The organism is Streptococcus parauberis NCFD 2020 (assembly GCF_000187935.1).
GTDB classification, from domain to species: Bacteria; Bacillota; Bacilli; order Lactobacillales; family Streptococcaceae; genus Streptococcus; species Streptococcus parauberis.
The window spans coordinates 1,487,171-1,509,789 of sequence record NZ_AEUT02000001.1; the positions used below are offsets into that span (position 1 = coordinate 1,487,171).

Genomic DNA, 22,619 nt, shown 5'->3' on the forward strand with positions numbered 1-22,619 from the left:
ATTAATCATTATTATGAAAAAGCTCAGTTTCTTGTTCTTGTATATCAACTTCTGATATATCAATTAATTCATTTAAATCATTAATTCCCATGAAATCAAGGAAATAGTCTGATGTGACGTAAAGGTTGGGACGACCAATTACTTCTTTCTTACCAGCCTCCTTGATTAACTCAAAAGCCAATAGCTTACTTAAAGCCCCAGAAGAATTAACTCCTCTAATTTCATCAATTTCAATTCTGGTAATAGGCTGCTTGTATGCAATAATTGATAGGACTTCCAAGCTAGCTCTTGATAAACTCTGATTCATCGGCGCTTTCGCAAAAGCTCTAAGCAATTCCCAGTACTCATCTTTAGTAACCAATTTATAAGTGTTAGCAGATTCTATTAATGACAAACTTGAATCTTTATCATTCTTATATTTATCTGACAATTTTTCTAATTGTTGTTGCAAGGCTGTCGGTGTTAGATTAACCATTGTTGCTAAGTTTCTAATACTCAATCCTTCTTCACCAGCAACAAATAGAAGTGCTTCTATTTGAGACAAATAAGTCATTAATTTCCCTTTCTTAAAATAATTTCTCCAAAATTGTGTTCTTGTTGGATAAAGGCATGTTGAATCTTCACTAATTCTAAGGTAGCTAAAAATAATGTGATCACTTCATTCAAACCGGAACATTCCTGAAAGACACTAGCTAGCTTAATTGTACTTTTCTGCTTTAATTTTTCTTCCAAGTGGTTCATCAGGTCTTCAATTCTAAAGTCATCGCGGTCAATAACGGTATGGTTATTTTTAAATTCCTCTTGTTTAACTGTCATTATCTTCGAGAAGGCCAAAAAGAGGTCTGTAATGCTCCGGTCTTGATTGAGAACAGCATCTTCAAAAATCAGCTCTTGCTTTGCTTTCGAGTAGAGTTTGGCCCGCCTGTCATGTTGCTTACCTAATTCTTGACTCAGTTCTTTAAAGCGACTATACTCTTCAATTTTGCTTAACAAGTCCATTTCAGGATCATCTTCTTCAGGGTCAGCTTCAACAATTTTCGGCAGCAACCGACGACTCTTTATTAGCATCAGTTGACTGGCCATAACCATATATTCCCCTGCAACATCCAATTTCATAGCTTGTAGGGTATTAAGATAGGCTAAATATTGCTCAATAACTTCAACAATTGGCACGTCGTAGATATCCACTTGATATTTAGAAACAAGGTGAAGTAATAAATCGAGGGGCCCCTCAAAATCTTTTAATTTAATATCCATTAATTTTTATAATACTTTTCTAGGGTAATTGGACTTTTCAAGCCAAGTTCCTTACTTAATTCCATCATCGACTTACCTTTTTCCTTTTGATTCAAAATAAATTCCTGACGAAGATCTTGAGCTGAAAGTTGTCCATAGCCAATCGACTCCAAGTAGCCTTTCAATTGACTAAAATACCACTGCCTTGAAAATGCCTTGCCACCATGCTCAAACAAAAAAGTCTGTTCAAATCTTAGTTGTTCTTTAACTGAATGCATTATATGTTTGGGAATTGTTAGCACTCTCACCCGATGATTCTGGTTGATACGAATTACTTCAAATGACAAATCAATATCTTTTACAGTTAACCGAGCAATTTCATTAGGCAGTAAGCCCATCTCTAAAATGAGAAGTGCGATTAGTCGACCTTGTTCAAAAGCACTAGCTTTGTAAAAAGCTTCATACTTAATCACTGATTTGGGACTGTTAGAATCTATTTCTAACCTAATTTTTTCATCTAAAAAGTAATAGTCTGGAACAAATTTTTGTTGGTATAAATAAAACAAAAACTGGTTAACTGTCGAATACTTCCTTTTTTTAGCAGATAAACTTAAAGAGGCTAAACACATTTGATATAATTTCAGCTTATCTTGAGAAAGGCGCTCACCAATAATCTCAATAAATTGTAATAAGTCATAACGGTAAGACAGTTTAGTATTTTCAGCAATACGTTTTTGATTTAGAAATGGGTCAATTTGATCAATTATGCTTTTTGACAATGTCATATCCTTCAGTAAAATCATGTAAAAGAGAATTTACAGCTTTTAAAATCGATTTTCTTGTAATAATACCAACAAATTTTTTCTGATCATCGACAACTGGTAAAAATGGATATTCTACCAATTGATGCATAATAGTTGCTAGCTTTGCATGAACTGAGAGTGGTTCAATTTTTGTATTAACCATTTTGCCAATATCAATTTGATTCATTTCCCAGTCAGTCAATTGTTTCTTACGTTGATAATTCATTATATCCGAAATACTAATTGTCCCTTTATAGATTTTATCCTTAGATAAAACAGGTACTCTAGAGAAGCCATTACTTACTAATAAAAGCATGACATGATCTGAATTATGTGTATCAATAAAGATAGCTAAATCATCCGCTGGAATCAAATAACTATCTAGGTGTTGAAGTAAAAAGCTTTCAAATTCTTTTGCAATCATCGATTAAATTCCTTAGTTAATAGGGGATAAAGTTGATGATTTCGATTAAAGTATTCAACTTTTATCAAATCATCTGTGAGTTGCACATAAGCATATAGTTTTTCATTAATTTCACCCCTCGGTTGTAATAAACTTCCTGGATTAATAAATATAATTCCCCCTGCCTTCCAAGCATCAGCTCGGTGCAAATGCCCATATAGACAGATGTCTGCTTGGGCTTCCTGGGCAAAATAATCTAATTTATCCCATGTAAAATTAATATGATATAGATGTCCATGTGTCTGTGCAATAGTAAATGGACCAATTTTAATGATATTCTTTTCTGGGTAGCCAGGGTCATAGTCACAGTTTCCGGCTACAACGTAAATACCTTGCCATATATTATCTGAACTTTTAAGTTCAGAATCCCCATTATGAAATATGGCGTCTACCTGTCCTAAATAACGGCTTTTTATAGATTCAATAATCCCACGATCACCGTGAGTATCACTCATAACTATGAAAGTTTTGCCTGCCATGATGGAAATACCTCCATTAACTTCTTAACAGCTTGCCCTCTATGTGAAATCTCATTTTTTTCTTCGGCAGATAATTCTGCTGCGTGTTTGTCGCTCTCTCCAACAATAAAGAGAGGATCATAACCAAATCCTTCTTGACCTTTTGGTTCTGTCGCAATATAGCCTAGCCAATCTGCTTCTACGACTAAACTGTCTTTACCTGGTGCAGCCACAACTAATGTCGTGTGAAATTGTGCTGATCGATCTTTTTTTTCAAAAACCATTGCTAGTTCATGCAATAATTTGGCATTATTACTTAAATCAGTTGCTTCTGGACCAGAAAATCGTGCTGACCAAACGCCAGGTAATCCACCAAGAATATCCACTTTCAAACCTGAATCATCAGCTAAGACCATCTTCCCAGTTAGGTTAGCAATCGTTTCAGCTTTTAATCTTGCATTTTCTTCAAAAGTAACACCTGTTTCTTCAACTTCTGGTAACTCTGGATAGTTACTTAAGTCTTCCACTTTATATCCAATTTTACCAAATAATTGACGAAATTCCTTTGTTTTGCCTTGGTTATGTGTCGCAATTAAAATAGTATCACCAAAACTTTGTGTTGATTTACCAAAGAAGGCTTGTTTACTGACGCCTTGTCTTGGAACTTTAATCGCATAAATAGTTTCGTCTTCTAAAATAATGATCGCCCCTGCTTCTTCGATTGCAACAAGATGACGTCCAGTCTCTTCATTAATCATATTTAAGACAAAGGAAACTAATTTATAATCAGAATTTTTTTCAATAACGGTAATCGCATAGCCAAATTCTTGCCAATTTTCTTCATCATAATCTTGATTATTTAATGGGGCTAACATTTGATTTAGACTGTTTAGATCTTCATCAAGGACTCCACCTAGCAATTCAATTGAATTGTAGCCATTCCATTTTCCGATAAACCAGTTATCATCATCTTTCATTTGGTAAATTTTGTTTGTCATAAGGTTACATGCTCCACATTTACATTCTCTTCTAACCAGTCCGTTGCAATTTCTTGAAAACTTTCAACACCAGCTGTTGTATAAAAACGATGATTTTTTTCAATTTCTTTTGGATTAGCATTTATTTGAAAATAGTTTAATAAAACAGAGATATCACGGACACATTCTGCCCCACTATCAATCAATTTCACTCCTGGCCCCATAACATTTTGAATAATCGGACGCAGTAATGGGTAATGTGTGCATCCCAAAACAAGTGTATCCACTTTCCCAACCAATGGGCTCAACGTATCATAAACAACCTTTTTAGCTACACTCGACTTAATCTCATTAGACTCAACGATGGGGACAAATTTAGGACATGCTAAACTAATCACGCTTAACATTGGTGCCAAGAGTTGAATTTTCTCTTGATAGATATTGGACGAAACTGTCATTGGCGTCCCAATCACGCCAACTTTACGATTTGTCGTTGATTTGATTGCTGCGCTTGATCCAGGTAATATCACACCAAGAACTGGGATTGATAATGCCTCTTTGACTTCTTCCCAAGCGACTGCAGTTGCAGTATTACAGGCAAATACAATCATCTTCACATCTTTGGTCAATAAAAAATTAACTAAGTCCCAAGTGAATTCACGAATTTGCTCCGCTGGTCTTGGGCCATAAGGTGCTCTTGCTGAATCTCCTATATAAACAATGTTTTCATGTGGTAATTGTCTTCTAAGTTCCCGAACGACTGTTAAGCCTCCTACACCTGAATCTAGAAATCCAATTGGTCTATTATCCATTATGTCTCTTCCTAATCAATACGGTAAAAAACTCAGTCGGTTTTGCCAACTGAGTTGATTTTGAACCCTGAACAGTTGACAATGAAATCAATTACAAAAGCTATTTCAAACTTTGACTATCGATGACTGTTCCTTGTCAGAAATTCTTCTTAGAATCGAAAGTAATTCTAATTACAATTTCTTATTTTTTACCTTTGTTTGAAGCTGCTTTAGATTGTCTGACAATGTTACGGTAAGTTTGTTGAACCTTAGCTTCACTAGGTTTTTGTCCTGTTTGACTCATCATTTCACGGATTGCTTCTGGTGTCAAACGTGGGTGCTCACCAAGTTCTTTTTCAATTTGTTTACGGGCAAGAAAAACGCCACCAAATAAACCACCTGCAAGGGCAACAATAATTAATAAAATCCAAATAGCTGTAGACATATGTATATAAATTCTCCTAGTTTTTTATTCCACTCATTATATCAAATTTACCTTCTTTTTACAAATTAGTCTTCTTCTCAAAACTTATTCAAATACCATGATTATTAAAAATCAAAACCTCGAATAGTTGCAAAATAATCTTCCGGAGTTTCTGCTCTTCTAATAAGTCGAGTATCTCCATTTTCTTTCAATAGAATCTCAGCTGATCTGAGTCTTCCATTATATTGATAGCCCATTGAAAAGCCATGAGCACCAGTATCATGGATAACCAGAATGTCCCCAATTTCAGCCTTTGGCAACTGACGGTCTTTGGCAAATTTATCATTATTTTCACACAAAGAGCCGACGACATCAACAGTTTCAAAATCTGCTAGCGGATGACTACTATTAGTGATATGGTGATAAGATCCATACATTGCCGGACGTAGCAAATTAACCGCTGAAGCATCTACACCCACATATTTTTTATAGGTTTCTTTCCGGTGTAAAACAGTCGTAATGAGATGACCATGCGGTGCAAGCATAAAACGACCTAATTCAGTGAAAATTTTCAAGTCTCCTAAATTATGAGGTTCTATAACTTCCTGATAAACCTTTCTGACTCCCTCACCAATTACTGCAATATCATTAGCCTTTTCTTCTGGCCTGTAGTTGACCCCAATTCCCCCTGATAAATTAATAAAATCAAGTTTCACACCTAGCTGGTCTTTTATTTCTACAGCTAAGTTAAACAAGTCTCTTGCCAATTCTGGATAATAATCATTGGTTACAGTATTTGAAGCCAAGAAAGAGTGGATTCCAAATGACTGAACACCATCAGCTTTAAGATCACGAATTCCTTGAAAAAGTTGCTCTTTGGTCATCCCAAATTTTGACTCTTGCGGATGGTCCATAATCGCTGTGCCTAAAGTAAAAGTACCACCTGGATTGTAACGGAGTGAAATAGTCTCAGGAAGGCTAGTTATCGCTTTCAAGAATCCAATTTGATCATAGGAATCTAAATTGATTGTCGCATTAATCTGTCTAGCATATTGATATTCACTGGCCTTTGTATTGTTAGAAGAGAACATAACATCTGTAAAGCCTAATTCATGACTCATTAATAGTTCAACATCAGTTGCACAATCAACGCCACAATTTTCTTCTTGTAATATTTTTAAGATGGCAGGCGTGGGTGTTGCCTTGACCGCAAAATACTCTTTAAAACCTTTGTTCCATGAAAACGCTTTGTTAAGAGCTCGCGCTTTTTCTCGGATTCCTTTTTCATCATAAAGATGAAAAGGAGTTGGATAGGTCGTGATAATTTTTTCTAGGGTTTCTTTACTGACAAAGGGTTCTTTCATGGCAATTCTCCGAATCTTCAAAAATATTAGAAACAGTATAACATAAGTTGGTACAGAATGACAGAAAAATAGCCAGTCTATTTCGACTGACTATTAATGTGAATTAATCATTTCGTCCAAAAATACGAAGTAGACTAATAAATAAGTTGATAAAGTCTAAGTACAAGCTTAGTGCCATAGCAATTGCCCAACCGTCATTGACTTGACCATTGGTTGATTGATAAACTTGCTTAATCATTTGATTATCGGCAGCAATTAAGCCAGAGAAAATCAGAACTGAAATAATAGAAATGATATAACTCATAGCACCACTACCAAGAAAGATATTTACCACACTGGCCAAGATAATACCAATCAAAGCAGCAAATAGAGCTTTTCTCATGCCTGAAAGGTCACGTTTGATACGAGCACCAATCATAGCCATAACGAAGAAGACGCCTGCGGATGAGACAAAAGCCTGCATTACTGTCGATGTAGTGTAAGCCATAATGATAAAGCTCAAAGTAAATCCATTTAAAGCAGAATATATTAAGAATAATGGCAAAGCAGCTGGTGTATTTTTGCGAGCTGCACCACTAGCAAAAAAGACTAATAACAATTCAAAAATAATTGCTCCATAATAAACAAAAGGATGATTGGCAACAATATTTAGTAAGTTATCTTTAAAGGGATAAAGCATTAAGTAGGAAACAAAAGCTGATAAGCCAATTCCCATACCGACTAAACTATAAATTTTGGCAAAAAACTGATTGAGACCTGAGTCAGTCTCTGTATAAATAATATTTTCGTTCATTTTCTCTCCTATCGATTATGACTATTTAAAGTCTTTCTAATTATTGCTTTTTTATTAAAGAAGCGACGATTTACCCAACGATTACGTATTGGTGTTGCAGCTTCTTTGACAGCCCAATATTTGTCGACCATGGTTACAATATAGGATTCTTTGTAACGTGGAAATGCAATTGTTGCACCCCACATATGTTTAAGGATGATATCCTCTTCTTTTTTATTAAGTGTAGTCAATTTTCTGGCATTACGGATGGCAATTCTTGGATGAACCCATGCATGACTTTTATTAAATTTAGTTACACGCCAGTCATAATAAAAGAAGTCATGAAGTAAACCTCCACGAGCTGTACTTGCTGCGTCCCAGCCAAATCTTTTGGCCATTTTAAAACTACTGTATGCGACATTAATTGAGTGTTCTAGTCGGGTTGAATGATGGTGCTGCACGATTTTTTCTAGTTTTTGGAATCGAGGATGATCAATCATTTCACCGACTAGCTCCATAAATTCTATATCTTTTTTATAGTCCATATACTATCACCTCTCATGGGACTATTATAACATATGAGCTTAAATCAGACTGAAAATAAGTATCCCTGCTGCAACAGCAACATTTAAACTCTCAGCTTGCCCAGGCATCGTAATATGAACTAGAGTATCGGCTATTTCAGTCATCTGACTGCTAATACCAGCCCCTTCATTACCCATTACCAAAATAAATGATTCAGGTGTTTCAATCGACTGGTAATCAACGGACTGATCAGATAAGGTACTTGCGATAACTGGAACGCCAACTTCTTTTGCTTGTTGACAAAACTGCAAGACATTGTCTCTCCAAACTGGTAAATGAAAGTGAGATCCTTGCATGGACCGAAGTGTTTTTGGGTTATATAAATCTGCAGATTTGTCAGATAGAAAGACACCTGTAAAGCCTGCTGCATCTGCTGTACGAATCAATGTTCCTAAATTTCCAGGATCTTGAACATCTTCTAATAAGAGGTATTTGCCTTGCATATCTTCAAGGACTGTCGGTGATGGCATCTTAATCTCGGCAATAATTCCTTGGGGATTCGGCGAGTCCGTTAATTCTTTCAGCACTTCGTTAGTGACTAGTATGACACCTTCTAAAGAGCGCAGCTTATCAGCCATGTCTTCTTGTAAGAAAATATGGACAAATTCCTGATGTGCTTTTTGGGCTTCATCAAATAAATGCCAGCCTTCAATTAGATAGCTTCCCTTGCGATGTTTTTTTGTCAATAATTTTTTTGTTTGTTTAATTAATGGATTTGCTTTTGAAGTAATAATCATGCCCATATTATACCATATCTAGGCACTATTGCTAATAAGAATATCAACCCTATAATTAATCCTAAAAAAATAAGAAAAGTCTTACTTATGCTATAATAAGTGGATAAGGAGGATTACTATGAAAAAAGTACGTTTGACGGTATCTGGAAAGGTACAAGGAGTTGGTTTTCGATATTCGACCTATTCACTTGCTCTTGAAATGGGCAATATTTATGGGCGGGTTTGGAACAACGATGACGGTACGGTTGGAATTATAGCCCAATCTGAAGATCCAAGTAAGGTAGCTAAATTTATTCAAGAAATTAGAAAAGGTCCCTCTCGGTGGTCAAATGTGACTTATTTAGATGTTGCTTTGGATAATTCTCCTGATTATCATGACTTTAAGATGTCAAATTAAAAATCAGGCTACAGAAGTATTGTGCTATTTAAAGAAAAAAAGTAAAATAGATAGGTATATTAAAATTTAAAGGAAAAATACATTGAAAATTAAATTAAATCGTATTCTCTTATCAGGACTTGCCTTGTCAGTATTAGTAAGCTTATCAGGCTGTGTTGGTAGAGATTCTCATGGTAATCCAAAAGGGATGATTTGGGATACAATTGGTAAACCCATGTCATACTTCATCGACTACTTCGCTAACCATATGGGGCTTGGATTTGGTTTATCTATTATTATAGTAACCATTATTGTTAGAACAATAATCCTCCCACTCGGTTTGTATCAATCTTGGAAAGCAAGCTATCAATCAGAAAAAATGGCTTACTTAAAACCAATTTTTGATCCAATTAATCAACGCATGAAAAATGCAAGCACACAAGAAGAAAAATTTGCTGCCCAGTCAGACTTGATGGCAGCTCAAAAAGCAAATGGCATTAACATGCTTGGTGGTATGGGATGTCTTCCTTTACTTATCCAAATGCCTTTCTTCTCTGCAATGTACTTTGCAGCTATGTACACTAAGGGCATTTCAACAAGTACTTTCATGGGGATTGACTTAGGAAGCCGTAGCTTAGCCTTAACAGGAATAATTGCTATTCTTTATTTCTTCCAATCATGGTTGTCAATGCAAGCTGTTGCTGAAGAGCAACGTGCTCAAATGAAAACAATGATGTACACAATGCCAATCATGATGATATTCATGACATTGAGTCTTCCTGCTGGTGTTGGTCTTTATTGGTTAGTTGGTGGTTTCTTCAGTATAATTCAACAATTGATTACAACATACATAATTAAACCTAAACTTCGTCAAAAAATTGAAGAAGAATACAAAAATAACCCTCCAAAAGCATACAAATCAAACAATCCTCGCAAGGATGTGACTGCAAGTAAACCTCAAACTTCAAAAAACTTATCAAATACTGGCCATACAAAGACAAATCGTAATGCTGGTAAACAAAAGAAACGTAAATAACAACACAAAAAGTTCCACTAATAATTAGTGGAACTTTTTGTGTAAAATAAAAAAGCGCTGAAAATTCAGCAACCCTCTTATTTTGTTTTTGCAACACTAATAATTTCAACGTCATAAGTTGCAGCTGGTGTTTCGATTTTTACGATATCACCTTTCTTTTTACCAATTAAGGCATGCGCAATTGGGCTCTCATTAGATATTTTACCTGAGAAGATATCTGCTCCAGCTGCACCAACAATATGATATGTATCTTTATCATTTGTGCCAACTTCTTTAACGACAACTGTTTTTCCAATTGCAACCTCATCTTTTGCCACGTCATCACTATTAATGATTTCTGCAAAACGGATTTTAGTTTCCAAAGTCGATATTTGACCTTCAACGAAAGCTTGTTCATCTTTTGCTGCATCATACTCAGAGTTTTCTGACAAATCACCATATGAACGAGCAATTTTTATACGTTCAACTACTTCTGGACGACGAACTAATTTTAATTCTTCTAATTCTAGTTCAAGTTGATCTTTTTCACCTTGTGTCATTGGATAAGTTTTTTCAGCCATAATTTTTCTCTCTTTTCATGTTATGTTATCAGAAATAGAAACATGATGCCTAAGCATCATGTCTCATTTTACTGAATTTGACTATTGACGTATTTTTCAACGTTCGCGGAATGTTGCTCATAAGTCTTAGCGTAATACACTTCACCAGTCTTAACATTCGCAACAAAGTATAGGTAATCTGTATTTGCAGGTTTTACAGTTGCTTCAATTGCAGATACCCCAGGACTATCTACCGGTCCAGGCATAAGACCTGTGTTCGTGTAAATATTATAAGGTGATTTAATGGTTGTGTCAATAGAAGCATCTTCAGCAAGTGAAGTTTTATCTCCTAATTTACCCATTGCATATAAAATAGCAATATTAGATTGTAAAGCCATACCATTATTCAGACGATTATAGAAGACACTAGCAATATCTCTACGATCTTCATCCGTAGAACCTTCTTTTTCCACTAAAGATGCCAGTGTTAACACTTCATTAACCGTTTTACCATCATTTTCAATCTGATCATAATAATTAGCCATTTTTGCATCAGTTGTTGCTAACATTTGGTCAATCATTTCCTTCTCACTACTACCTTTATAGTAATTGTAAGTAGCTGGGAATAAATAACCTTCTAATTGATAAATAGCATCAGATTTTTTAGGAATACTTGATAAAAGACGAGGATATTTTTTTACCATTTCTTTAATAAAAACATCATCTGAAATTACTTTTAAGAAGGTTTCCGAACTAAATGGTGATTTATCTTTTGTCGACTTAGTATTGACGTTATCTTCCATAGCCTTAGCCATTTGTCGGATTGAATAACCTTCTGGAATGAGAACTTTCCCCAAAACAGGTTTTGTTGGTTCTGCAGTTCCACCTATTTGCAAGGACTTAGCAATCTCACCCATCGACATGCTCTTTTGAAGATTGTAATAGCCACTTTGGAAGTTTCCATAGTTTTTAAATTTAGTATAGAAATTAAAAACCGTACTATTTTTGATTAATCCTTTTTCTTCAAGAATTTGTCCAATTAATTTATTACCAGATCCAACTGGAATTTCAACTTGAACATATTTTTTATCAGTTTTATCAATCGGGTTCACTGCACTATAAACATAAGTTGTACCAATTACAGCAACTAATAACATTAGAGCTAGGATACCAGCAATAATCATTAATGAAATTTTATTTGCTAGTCGATTGACATGTTGACGTTTTGCCCTTTTCTTCACAAGGCCTCCTTCATCAGTAGAAGTCTCATTTTGCTTTTCGGTCAAAGTCTCTTTATCATTTTCTGAGTGATCATAATGAACAATATCATCGTTGCTAAGGATTGTTGCCTGACTTTCAGTAGTCAACCCTGTAGGATCGAGATCATTGGCCATTAATGGTGTAAAAGGAATTGTTTTAGATAAATCACTTTCATCTTCTTTGAAATTCTCGTCAGATTTTTCAAGACTTTCCTCTTGACTCTCAGAAAAATCAGTTTGATTTGTGTTTGAACGATCACTTGTAGTCTGTTTTTCTAAAGGACTTGTTTCAGATTCTGAATAAACAGCATAGGATTCTGAACCTGAATCTTCCTCTAGACTATTATTCTCTGAGAAACTTTCTATACTTTCAATTTCAGATACTTCAATTGCTTCAGCTACTAGATGATTGGCTGAAAGTGGCACTATTTGGGGTTGAGTTTCCCCAATTGTTAAACTTTCACTATCTTTAACTGTTTGAGATTCTGCTTCTTTTTGATACTCATGATATAGCTCGGCTGTTCTTTGAGTAGCTTTTTGAACTTCAATTTCCTTCTGTCGAAGTTCATCTTCTCTTAAGCCCTGCTGATGCAGTTCTTCTTCTTTTTCTTTTCTGATTTGATTAGCTTTTTCCAACTCTGCAAGAATTTGCTCCTTAAAGCTCATCTTAGATGGAGTCTTTTGCTTATCATCTTTGTGATCTGTCAATGCGGATCCTCCTAAATGTAATCAACCGCAATTATAACCCAATATAGCTATAAATGCAATTAATTCCTAACAATGTTACTAATTCTTAATAAAAATAGGTATTTTAAGCTAGTTTCAAGCTTTCCACTCCATCAAATACCATATAGAACCGCCATGTTTTGAGTCGGACAAGCCTAAACTAGTAAAGCCATTCATCTCATAATAAGAAATTAATTCTTCGTGACAAGTTAAAATGATACCTAATCTTTCCTGGGCAATAGCTAAATCTTTTAAAGCTGCTAATAATGCAATCCCTATGCCTTCTTGCTGATGATGACTATCAATCGATAGGCTGGTCACTGCAATATAGCCACCAATTACTGGATTTTTACTGACACCTTGAAAAAGATAATCTTCTAAGATAGGTTGTGATACGACTGGTCCTTCGATGTATCCTACAATTTGATCATCTATCTCTGCTACCAAAAAAGTGTCTTGAATGAGTTGACAGCGTTCTTTGATAACTTCTTTAGTAGACGCTTCTTGTTCGGAAAAATTGTTTGCTTCGATTTCTGATATTTTCACCCAATCTTCAGGTCGGACATTTCTAATAATCATATGCTACCTCTTCTAACAGAAAACCTGCACTAGGCAGGTTAGTTTTATTGATTATTGTGTGTTAAGTTAGCCAATAGTTCTTCGAATGAACGTTCATATAGCTGAATATCACCAGCTCCCATAAAAACATACACTGCATTGTTATGATCAAGTAATGGTGAAACATTCTCAACTGTGATAATTTTTGATGGCTTGTTTATTTTTACTTCCAAATCTTCAACTTTTACATCACCGTGGTCGACTTCACGCGCTGAACCATAGATTTTTGCTAAGTAGACACTGTCTGCTTCATTTAATGCAAGTGCAAACTCATCAAGCAAAGCAATTGTCCTTGTGAAAGTATGAGGTTGGAAAATCGCAACAATTTCTTTACTTGGGTATTTCTGTCTAGCTGCATCGATGGTTGCCACAATTTCTGTTGGATGGTGAGCAAAGTCATCAATAATGATTGTATCATTGATAATTTTTTCGGTGAAACGACGTTTAACTCCATTGAAACTTACCATGTGTTTAGCAACCAAGTCCATGTCAAAACCGGCAATAAATAAGTTGGCAATAACAGCTGTTGCATTTAAGATATTGTGTTTACCATAGGCAGGAACATGGAAATCACCAATTTCTTGGCCATCATGTTTGACTTTAAAGTCTGAACCATTTGTCGTACGACGAATATCATAAGCAGTAAAGTTATCCTCATCACTAAAACCATAATAATAAATTGGTGCATTAGCAGAAATCTTTTTCAACTCAGGGTCTTCACCGTATACAAATAAAGCTTTTTTAACTTGTTTAGCATAGTCATTGAAGGCAGCAAAAACATCTTCGATCCCTGTAAAGTAATCTGGATGGTCAAAGTCAATATTGGTAATGATTGAGTATTCAGGATGATAAGGCATGAAATGACGTTCATATTCATCTGATTCAAAAACAAAGTACTGAGCATTAGCTGATCCACGACCAGTTCCATCACCAATCAAATAAGAGGTATCAGTAATATTTTTCAATACATGTGATAAAAGTCCTGTTGTTGATGTTTTGCCATGGGCACCTGCAACACCAAAACTTGTAAATTGTTTCATGAAATCACCAAGAAACTCATGGTATCGTTTAAAAGGAATATTTTCTTGAATTGCGTAGGCTATTTCTTCGTTATTATCTTCTCTGAAGGCATTACCAGCAATAACTTCCATATCTCCATTCAAATTATCTTTACTAAAAGGTCGGATTTCAATACCCGCTTTTTCTAAGCCACGTTGTGTAAAGTAATATTTCTCCACATCGCTCCCTTGAACCTTGTGGCCCATTTGATGTAGCATTAGTGCTAAAGCACTCATTCCAGATCCTTTAATTCCAATAAAATGATAGGTTGTTGACATGTTAACTCCTTCTAATAGATAACCCATTAATTTTTGACATCTTCTAAACGTGTTAGATTCAGTTCTTGAGCGATTGTTTTCTCTCTATGAATACGAGCCTCTTCATTATTATAAATCTGGCTTCTCTTCAGAAAATCATAATTATTTTTTTTAGCCACTGGCTGGTTAGTTTCTTTTGGTTCATTATAATGAGTGGAAATTTCAGCTAAGATATAGGATTCCTGGCTTAACTTTTCACTCAAATGACTTAATGCTGTCGCAGGATGACTAGTCATTTGACTATTTTTTCCACTGACTGCTGACTTCTCTGATTTATATTTTGGTTTTGGAGAATAGATCATTTCTTTAGCAATATAGTCTTGGCGTTTTGCTTTAATATCGCGCTTAGCTCTTTTTCGTGCCATTTCTGCATAATTACGACCTTCGTCAATGATTTTCTTACGGTTTGATTCCTGATACGACTCTGATTGATTTTCAAAAGCAAGTTCATTTTCGTGTCTGATATCTTCGTAATTTTTATCCTGATAGTAGCCATGAATGTTTGTTATCAAGTCCGTATTTTCATACAAATACATTTGACGACCTGCTTCGATTATCGGCTGACCATCGGCAACCAATGGAAATTGATGCTTAGTCATACTATAGTCCTCTTTCTTCCTGTAGCATTCACTATTATAAACTAATTAGGGCTATTTTTCAAAGTATTCCCCTAGCGAAAGTCAGTTTTATTAGAAAAGCTGACTTCAATAACTATCGAGACCTAAAATTTCTTTAATTTCCTCAATGGTCATGCTAGCTCTACTTTCATTACCGTCAAGAACTGTTGTTACTAAATTCCGTTTTCCTTCTTGCATTTCCAGAATTTTTTCTTCAATGGTTCCTCTGGTGATTAAACGAAAGACTTCCACATTTTCTTTTTGGCCAAGTCGATGAGCTCGGCTAATAGCTTGCATTTCGACAGCAGGATTCCACCATAAATCAATTAGAACAACAGTATCAGCCCCCGTCAAATTCAATCCGACACCACCTGCTTTAAGGGAAATTAGGAAGGCATCTTTTGAGCCATTATTAAATGCTCTGGTCATCTCCTGGCGATCATTAGCCGGAGTTGAACCGGTGATTTTATAATGGGTCAAACCTAAAGCTTCCATTTCTTTTTCAGCAATATCTAACATTCCACGAAATTGTGAAAAAATCAGTGCACGATGTCCATTTTCTTTGATTTGAACAAGTAGGGTTTTTAAACTATCTAATTTACCACTATCTCCATCATAATCCATAAATAAACTTGGTGTATCACAAATTTGTCTCAATCTCGTAATACCTGACAAAATTTCGATTTTACGACGATTAATATCAGCATCACTAGAATTTCGAATCCTGTCTTGCATTTGACGTAACTGAGCTAAGTAAATTGCCTTTTGCTGATCTGACATTTCGTTTTGGTAGTTCATTTCGATTAGTTCTGGTAATTCAGGTAATACATCATCCTTACGACGACGCATAACAAATGGCTTAATATAACGTGACACCTGCTTAGCATCCATTTTTAAAAAGTCTTTTTTATTGGGAAGCAATCCCGGTAGGACAATTTGAAAGATAGACCAAATTTCAAGAAGTTTATTTTCAATTGGTGTCCCAGATAAGGCAAAGCAATTACTAACATTAAATTCCCGTAAACTTTTAGCAATCTTAGTCTGGGAGTTCTTTATAACTTGTGCTTCATCAAGAATCAAGTAATCATAGTTATAATTTTTGTAGCTTGTAAAGTCCTGTCTGAAAGATGAGTATGAGGTAATAGTAACTTGGTGTTCTTCTGAAATAAGTTGGTCTCTGACTTGTTTATGCCCATAAGAGACAACAACATCTAAATCAGGCACAAATTTTTCAAATTCATCTAACCAATTATAGAGTAAACTTGAAGGTGATAGAATCAGAACCTTTTTGCCAGTAGATAACTTACTTTTTAAAAAAGCAATTGTTTGAAGGGTTTTACCCAATCCCATATCATCTGCTAGAATGCCACCAAAACCATACTTATCAAGCATCGTCATCCATTTTATTCCTTGAAATTGGTAATCCCTAATTGAAGCATTCACAGCTAAGTCAGGTAAAACTAAACGCTCTGGATGTCTCAAGTCAGAAATTAACTCTTCCAATTCTTGAGAAAAATGGACGTTTTCTTGCCCTTCAAAAAGTTGTGATAATTGAACTGCCGCAATTCCGTCTAATTGTAGGTGGCCATTTTCTTTTTGTTGTGCCCGTAGTTTAAGTAATGATTGACTGATTTTTTGAGTCTGATCATCAAAAACAACTAATTTACCACTTTCAGTTACAAAATATGGACTATTGGTAAATAATGCCGTCAAAGCATCATCAATATCATTTTCAAGAATTTGAGAAAAATCAAATGAGACATCTAATAAACCGCCTTGTTGTCTTTCAATAACAATTTGTGGTGCTTCTGAGAATCTCAATTGACTAACAGATTCAGATAAATTAACTTTACCTAATTTATTAAAATAAGGAAGAGCTTGAGTGAAAAATCGATATAAGTCATGTGGTGATTCAATTTCTTTTATGGACTGAAACTGAGGAGAAAAATCATAGAAGCTCATTGCTCTGTATATTTTTTCTTCTTTTTTATAGTTACTTGCAAAAGGCAATTGATCTAATGTCATCTTATCAGAGACCAGCAAATCACCATAATCAAAGACTAGTTCAAGCAAAATTTGATTTTTGTTGGTATCAAAGTTAAAAGTAACATCAAAATCTCTAATGTCAAAACTTTTAGGTGCCTTTACTAGACCAATCTCTTTGAAATCTAAAAGACTTGCAGCCAATTTAGCTTGGTCATCTAAATCAAAGTAAATATGCTTTTGCAAATCTGATTCAATTGGTAGACTGCGTAGAGCAGAAATCATTTTCTGTTGTCTTAAAGTATTGTAATAGAAGGTGTCATTATGTAATAGGTAGACATTATCAAATAAATAACTAACTGACTTTTCACTGATTTTTAATTCAATTGATTTACGATGAACTTCAATTGTAAATTTAAACAATTCAGCCTCTGCGTCTAGTGGTTTAACAAAAACAGTTGAATAGTTCTGATATGCCCCTTCAAAAGTGAATTCATATAAATCTCTCAGTAAAAATATGCCCTCTTCAAAAAAGCCACTTGGTAGATGTAAATGTCTGGCGTGATTTGGAAAAACAAAACTATGATCACTTTTATCAGAGTCAGGAGCTAGTCGCCATAAAAATGAGATTAAATCTTGGCTAGCTTGATCGAATTTCAAGAGTGATAATTGTTCATAATAGTTTTTTCCAATCTGATAAAAACCTTCTTTTTTGATTAAGTTAATAAATCCTCGGATATCTCTGATGACATAAGTCCGATCATCAGGAAGTCGATTAATCTTTAAACTCCACCAAAATTCTGAAGAATAAGGACTACGACTACCGGTTGCCGATAGTCGGTAGACTGTGGTATCATCCTCATTCATTTTTAAATTATCTAAAAATAGACTACCAAAGGATGTCATTTTTTTGGTTTCTTCTTTTGATTCAGACTGGTTGGTAAATTGCTCAGAAATAACTTTCCCGTTTGGATCATTTTTCAAAAAGTATTCCAGAGCAGCAATATGCTGGCAATATTTTTTCCGCGCAAAAAAATCACATTGACAGGTTATGGCATCATCATCTACTCCATAGGTAACTTTTTGACAATCAACTTGTGCCTCAATTTGGCTTTTTTCTTCTTTAACAATTTTAACTAATCCTTGATCATACAAGGCTATTCCTTGATTTCTAATTCTTCCTGGAATTAATCTCGCCATCTTTACCCCACCTCTGTCATTATCCCTTAATTATATCAAAATTCTATTGAGAATGCCTCTTAATAACCCATTAACAGAAAAAATTTCTCTAATAAAATAGAGAATTAGAATATTTTTTCCAACAAAAAAGAAACTGGGACAAAAAGTTTCAGCTTCTTTTTATAGAGTTTATGTTCAGTTGAGTAAGTGGTGATATAACAAAGTCATATTTCTACGAATTAATCGATTTCTGTCCCACTCTTATTTACGTTTACGAGCAATTAAGTGAATTGGTGTTCCTTCAAATGTAAAGGCGGCACGAATTTGATTTTCTAAGAAGCGTAGATAAGAGAAATGCATTAACTCTTCTTCATTAACAAAGACGACAAAAGTTGGAGGTTTAACGGAAACTTGTGTCGCATAGAAAATTTTAAGACGTTTTCCTTTATCTGTTGGGGTAGGGTTAATAGCAATCGCATCCATAATGACATCATTTAGGACAGCTGATGGAATACGGCGACTTTGACTATCACTGATTCGTTTGATCATTTCTGGCAATTTATTCAGTCTTTGCCCTGTTTCTGCTGAAACAAAGATAATTGGTGCGTAAGATAGGAACTGGAATTGGTCTCTAATATCAGCTTCCCATTTCGAAACGGTATGATTGTCTTTTTCAAGGGTATCCCACTTGTTGACGACAATGATCATCCCTTTTCCGGCTTCATGAGCAAAACCAGCTATCCGTTTGTCATACTCGCGGATACCTTCTTCTGCATTGATTACCATTAATACGACATCAGAGCGATCAATGGCGCGCATAGCGCGCATAACAGAATACTTTTCAGTATTTTCATAGACCTTACCTGATTTACGCATACCAGCTGTATCAATCATTGTAAATTCTTGACCATCTTCATCTTTAAATGATGTATCGATAGCATCACGGGTAGTCCCCGCAACTGGGCTGGCAATTACTCGGTCTTCACCAAGTATAGCATTGATTAGACTTGATTTTCCAACATTTGGACGCCCAATTAAACTAAAACGAATAACATCATCATTTTCTTCTGTAACTTCAATTGGTAGATTTTCAACAATGGCATCGAGCACATCACCTGTACCAATACCATGGACTGATGAAACTGGGTATGGATCGCCTAAGCCAAGAGCGTAGAAATCATAAATATCATTACGCATTTCTGGGTTATCGACTTTATTTACGGCAAGAATAACCGGTTTATTTGTGCGGTATAGAATTTTTGATACATACTCATCCGCATCAGTTACCCCTTCTTTACCTGATACAACAAAGACAATAACGTCTGCTTCATCCATAGCAATTTGTGCTTGGTGTTTAATTTGTTCCATAAATGGGGCATCGACATCGTCAATCCCACCTGTATCAATTAGTGAAAATTTTCTATTTAACCACTCACCAGTGGTATAAATCCGGTCACGTGTCACGCCTTCAACGTCTTCGACGATAGAAATACGTTCTCCTGCAATTCGATTAAATAATGTGGACTTGCCGACATTAGGGCGCCCAACTATGGCAACTGTAGGTAAAACCATGATTCTCCTTCTTTTGTCATCTTCTATGACAAGATTCATTAACGACGATTGGCACCTTCGAGGTGGAATTCTTTAGCTAAATAGCGTACGCGTTCCATCACTCTTTTAGCTTGCCAAGTTTCATCATTTCCTTTAATATTTGCCCACTTCTTCTCCAAATCGTTGAAACTATAATTGGATGTGAAGAAAGTTGGTAAATCTTCTAACATTCGGTATTGTAAAATAACTTGTAAAATTTCATCACGTACCCAAGAGGTTGCTTGTTCTGCACCAACATCATCTAAAATTAGAACGGGTACAGATTTAACAGCATCAATTTCTTCTTTAACTGAACCTGTTGAGATAGCATTTTTGACATCAATTGTAAAACTAGGAAAATGGAGCAAGGTAGTTGAAATTCCTTTTTGCTCAGATAATTCTCTAGCCATAGCAGCCATCAAATATGATTTCCCAATTCCCATGTCACCAAATAAGTACAGTCCCTTTTGGTCAGGTGAAGGATATTGTTCAACAAAATCCAATAACTCTGATAAAGCTTTCATTCGACTAGCATTATTGATATCAAAATCAGACATGCGAATATTGCGATATGACTTTGGTAGATTGACTAAATTTATTCTGTCAGAGATGGCAGCCTTCGTTTTAGCATCAATTAATTCTCTAGTCTCTTGATAAGAAACATCAGCATAACCTTCATTCATCACTAAAATCGGTGAATAGCCTTTTGCTATATAAGACGGATCACCAGTTTTGAATTTAGCACGTTCAACCAAAAATTGATTGAACTTTGACAAACTTAAATTAATTTCATCTTGACTTAACTGATGGCTAGAAATAAATTCAGCAACTTCAGGATCAGCCAAAATCACTTGAATTAGCTCGTTTGCATTGTTGCGTACAAGTTGACCTTTTTTATTGATTGTTTGACCAATTTTTTCCATCTAGTCACCACCTTTTCTGAGATTTTTTAAACGTTCTAACGCTTCTTCTTTAAAATGATTTAGTTCTTCTTGCTCTGCCTGACTGGTTGATTCTTGATAGTCTGGATTGCTCCATTCAGGAACGTTTGATTTCTTAGGTTTAGCCTTACTTATCGCTTGTTGCTTGCGTTCTTCAAAACTACGCATCTTCAAAACGGCCTGATTCGCGCTAGCGATATTCTGATAAGAAAAATCATTTGCGATTTTTAAAAGATAATTTTTTTGCAAGTTAGCAGAATTAGTCTTGTTAAAAGTATAAAGGACCATGACATTGATTACCTCATCCAAGAAATTCATTTCAGCTAGTTGCAAAAGTAAATCACGCTCACCTTGGGTTACGGTAGCCCGACGAGCTTTCTTGATTTTTTCCAGGAATTGCAGAGCTGTATCATTTTTAGCAGCAGTAATGATTACTTTTTCTGGTTCCGAAAATGTAGCATCAGTGTCTGCCACAGCAGATTGGGACTGCTTCAAGTGCATTCGACTGGGTGAAATTTTCCCGTTGATTGCTGTCGCCTTGGCAACTTGATAAGTATCAAACCAAGTTAATCCATATTGTTCAGAAAAACTATAGAGTCCAACTACTGCTTCATTTTCATTTTTAAACTGCAAACCATCTCTGGTCATCAATCGTTTAAAGCTTGCTAAATCAAATTGTACTTGACGTTTTTTGGTAGAAGGGGCTGCAACTTGACCTTTGACATCTGTAGAAAAAACATCTGAGAATTTTTTAGAGATATCTTGTGCATACTTAGGTACACTTGGTTGCATTTCTGAGACTGCTAAATCACCAATTTTTTGTTCTAAGAGGCGTTTGTAGACTGGACTTGATAAAAACTCTTCCACATCTAAAGCCGTTTGCAATTTAACCGCATATCCGTCTGGGAGTTGATAAAAAGTGACCAAATTCATTGCTGTCAATAGAACCATGGCATCTTCAAATCGACTCATCCCAAACTGAAGTTGATTTAAAATTTCTGAAAATTTATGACTTCTTCTTGCATCATCAAAAAATTCAATAAAATATTGATATAGGAGAACAGCATCATTCCCAATAATTGGGGCATAAACTTGGATTAAACTATTTGAATTGTATAAAATTTTATTATTTTTTACATAATAAAATTCATCAATGGGTTTCATCATTTACACTACTTTTCTTTTTTCCACGAACACGATTAGTGATTTGCTGAAGCAATTCTTCAATTTCATCAACATCTTTAAAGCTTTTATAAACACTTGCAAAACGGACATAAGTAATTTCGTCTAATTCTGCCAATTCTTCCATCACTAAATTACCAATAGCCGTACTAGAAACTTCATTCTCATAGTCAGCTCTTACTTTTTGCTCTATTCTTGAAATAAGATTTTCAATATCAGTACTAGAAACTGGACGCTTTTGGGCGCTTTGAACAACACCATTCAGAATTTTATCTCTAGAAAATTGTTCTCTGGTACCATCTTTTTTGATGACTAACAATGGGAGCTCTTCGAGTCGTTCAAATGTAGTAAATCGTGTATGACACTTCTCACACTCTCTTCGACGTCTGATGGTATTGCCATCTTCAGCCTGTCTACTATCAACGACACTAGATTTATTATAATTACATTTTGGACAACGCACGCAAACACCCCAATTCTATCAAATTAATTTAGTACTCTATTCTATCATATTTTTCACTTAAAAAAAAGAATATTCCCCTTTGTATAAACGACTCTCGAAACCCAACTCAAAGAAAAAATTAGCT

Annotated in this window: 24 protein-coding genes; 2 read left to right on the forward strand and 22 right to left on the reverse strand. The window is 35.1% G+C overall.

Annotated elements, in window-relative coordinates:
• Nucleotide 1: 1 nt before the first annotated feature.
• The 12 genes from scpB to SPB_RS07505 all read right to left on the reverse strand — a co-directional run bounded on the left by scpB (nucleotide 2) and on the right by SPB_RS07505 (nucleotide 8,610).
• Complete coding sequence (gene scpB, locus SPB_RS07450; RefSeq protein WP_003103138.1) at nucleotides 2-553, reverse strand: SMC-Scp complex subunit ScpB; 552 nt, start codon at nucleotides 551-553, stop codon at nucleotides 2-4.
• Entirely contained in the window at nucleotides 553-1,257 is a 705-nt protein-coding gene (locus tag SPB_RS07455; protein ID WP_003103887.1) for a segregation/condensation protein A, read from the reverse strand. The genes scpB and SPB_RS07455 overlap by 1 nt, the downstream gene beginning before the upstream one ends.
• Nucleotides 1,257-2,015, reverse strand: coding sequence for a site-specific tyrosine recombinase XerD (xerD, locus tag SPB_RS07460; protein ID WP_003102437.1), 759 nt, complete (start codon nucleotides 2,013-2,015; stop codon nucleotides 1,257-1,259). The genes SPB_RS07455 and xerD overlap by 1 nt, the downstream gene beginning before the upstream one ends.
• Nucleotides 1,996-2,463 (reverse strand): cyclic-di-AMP-binding protein CbpB, encoded by a 468-nt coding sequence (gene cbpB, locus SPB_RS07465; protein ID WP_003105902.1) that lies wholly within the window; start codon nucleotides 2,461-2,463, stop codon nucleotides 1,996-1,998. Before cbpB ends, xerD begins: the two co-directional genes overlap by 20 nt.
• Nucleotides 2,460-2,981: a metallophosphoesterase gene (locus SPB_RS07470; RefSeq protein WP_003104938.1), complete on the reverse strand. Its 522-nt coding sequence runs from the start codon at nucleotides 2,979-2,981 to the stop codon at nucleotides 2,460-2,462. The genes cbpB and SPB_RS07470 overlap by 4 nt, the downstream gene beginning before the upstream one ends.
• Entirely contained in the window at nucleotides 2,960-3,958 is a 999-nt protein-coding gene (locus SPB_RS07475; RefSeq protein ID WP_003105157.1) for a nucleoside-triphosphate diphosphatase, read from the reverse strand. Before SPB_RS07475 ends, SPB_RS07470 begins: the two co-directional genes overlap by 22 nt.
• Nucleotides 3,955-4,749, reverse strand: coding sequence for a glutamate racemase (gene racE, locus SPB_RS07480; RefSeq protein ID WP_003104131.1), 795 nt, complete (start codon nucleotides 4,747-4,749; stop codon nucleotides 3,955-3,957). The genes SPB_RS07475 and racE overlap by 4 nt, the downstream gene beginning before the upstream one ends.
• 181 nt (nucleotides 4,750-4,930) lie before the next feature.
• Complete coding sequence (locus SPB_RS07485; protein ID WP_003105388.1) at nucleotides 4,931-5,173, reverse strand: YneF family protein; 243 nt, start codon at nucleotides 5,171-5,173, stop codon at nucleotides 4,931-4,933.
• A gap of 104 nt (nucleotides 5,174-5,277) precedes the next feature.
• Nucleotides 5,278-6,516 (reverse strand): diaminopimelate decarboxylase, encoded by a 1,239-nt coding sequence (locus SPB_RS07490; RefSeq protein ID WP_003104705.1) that lies wholly within the window; start codon nucleotides 6,514-6,516, stop codon nucleotides 5,278-5,280.
• 103 nt (nucleotides 6,517-6,619) lie between these two features.
• Nucleotides 6,620-7,309 (reverse strand): Bax inhibitor-1/YccA family protein, encoded by a 690-nt coding sequence (locus SPB_RS07495; RefSeq protein ID WP_003105583.1) that lies wholly within the window; start codon nucleotides 7,307-7,309, stop codon nucleotides 6,620-6,622.
• A gap of 8 nt (nucleotides 7,310-7,317) precedes the next feature.
• Entirely contained in the window at nucleotides 7,318-7,833 is a 516-nt protein-coding gene (locus SPB_RS07500) for an HD domain-containing protein (protein WP_003104643.1), read from the reverse strand.
• Between the two features lie 39 nt (nucleotides 7,834-7,872).
• The gene (locus SPB_RS07505) at nucleotides 7,873-8,610 is read right to left on the reverse strand and encodes a TrmH family RNA methyltransferase (protein WP_037619739.1); all 738 of its coding nucleotides are present in this window, start codon (nucleotides 8,608-8,610) and stop codon (nucleotides 7,873-7,875) included.
• 118 nt (nucleotides 8,611-8,728) lie between these two features.
• Here SPB_RS07505 and SPB_RS07510 point away from each other — a divergent pair, with 118 nt between their 5' ends.
• Complete coding sequence (locus SPB_RS07510; RefSeq protein WP_003102554.1) at nucleotides 8,729-9,007, forward strand: acylphosphatase; 279 nt, start codon at nucleotides 8,729-8,731, stop codon at nucleotides 9,005-9,007.
• An 82-nt stretch (nucleotides 9,008-9,089) separates the two neighbouring features.
• Complete coding sequence (gene yidC, locus SPB_RS07515) at nucleotides 9,090-10,022, forward strand: membrane protein insertase YidC (RefSeq protein WP_003105894.1); 933 nt, start codon at nucleotides 9,090-9,092, stop codon at nucleotides 10,020-10,022.
• A 77-nt stretch (nucleotides 10,023-10,099) separates the two neighbouring features.
• On the opposite strand, the gene greA is transcribed toward yidC, so the two are convergent.
• The 10 genes from greA to nrdR all read right to left on the reverse strand — a co-directional run bounded on the left by greA (nucleotide 10,100) and on the right by nrdR (nucleotide 22,495).
• Entirely contained in the window at nucleotides 10,100-10,582 is a 483-nt protein-coding gene (greA, locus tag SPB_RS07520; RefSeq protein ID WP_003105138.1) for a transcription elongation factor GreA, read from the reverse strand.
• A 68-nt stretch (nucleotides 10,583-10,650) separates the two neighbouring features.
• Entirely contained in the window at nucleotides 10,651-12,528 is a 1,878-nt protein-coding gene (gene mltG, locus SPB_RS07525) for an endolytic transglycosylase MltG (RefSeq protein ID WP_003104821.1), read from the reverse strand.
• 114 nt (nucleotides 12,529-12,642) lie between these two features.
• The gene (locus SPB_RS07530) at nucleotides 12,643-13,125 is read right to left on the reverse strand and encodes a GNAT family N-acetyltransferase (RefSeq protein WP_003102934.1); all 483 of its coding nucleotides are present in this window, start codon (nucleotides 13,123-13,125) and stop codon (nucleotides 12,643-12,645) included.
• 44 nt (nucleotides 13,126-13,169) lie between these two features.
• Nucleotides 13,170-14,501 (reverse strand): UDP-N-acetylmuramate--L-alanine ligase, encoded by a 1,332-nt coding sequence (gene murC, locus SPB_RS07535; protein ID WP_003105247.1) that lies wholly within the window; start codon nucleotides 14,499-14,501, stop codon nucleotides 13,170-13,172.
• A 26-nt stretch (nucleotides 14,502-14,527) separates the two neighbouring features.
• The gene (gene zapJ / locus SPB_RS07540) at nucleotides 14,528-15,139 is read right to left on the reverse strand and encodes a divisome accessory protein ZapJ (protein ID WP_003106089.1); all 612 of its coding nucleotides are present in this window, start codon (nucleotides 15,137-15,139) and stop codon (nucleotides 14,528-14,530) included.
• A gap of 105 nt (nucleotides 15,140-15,244) precedes the next feature.
• Nucleotides 15,245-18,340 (reverse strand): pilus expression-regulating Snf2 family helicase, encoded by a 3,096-nt coding sequence (locus SPB_RS07545; RefSeq protein ID WP_003104450.1) that lies wholly within the window; start codon nucleotides 18,338-18,340, stop codon nucleotides 15,245-15,247.
• A 240-nt stretch (nucleotides 18,341-18,580) separates the two neighbouring features.
• Entirely contained in the window at nucleotides 18,581-19,891 is a 1,311-nt protein-coding gene (gene der / locus SPB_RS07550; protein WP_003103613.1) for a ribosome biogenesis GTPase Der, read from the reverse strand.
• Nucleotides 19,892-19,929: 38 nt separating this feature from the next.
• The gene (dnaI, locus tag SPB_RS07555) at nucleotides 19,930-20,832 is read right to left on the reverse strand and encodes a primosomal protein DnaI (protein WP_003103419.1); all 903 of its coding nucleotides are present in this window, start codon (nucleotides 20,830-20,832) and stop codon (nucleotides 19,930-19,932) included.
• Entirely contained in the window at nucleotides 20,833-22,017 is a 1,185-nt protein-coding gene (locus tag SPB_RS07560) for a DnaD domain protein (protein WP_003102742.1), read from the reverse strand. It abuts the gene before it with no gap.
• A complete protein-coding gene (gene nrdR, locus SPB_RS07565; protein WP_003105627.1) occupies nucleotides 22,001-22,495 on the reverse strand; it encodes a transcriptional regulator NrdR in 495 nt (164 codons plus the stop codon). Before nrdR ends, SPB_RS07560 begins: the two co-directional genes overlap by 17 nt.
• Nucleotides 22,496-22,619: the final 124 nt, after the last annotated feature.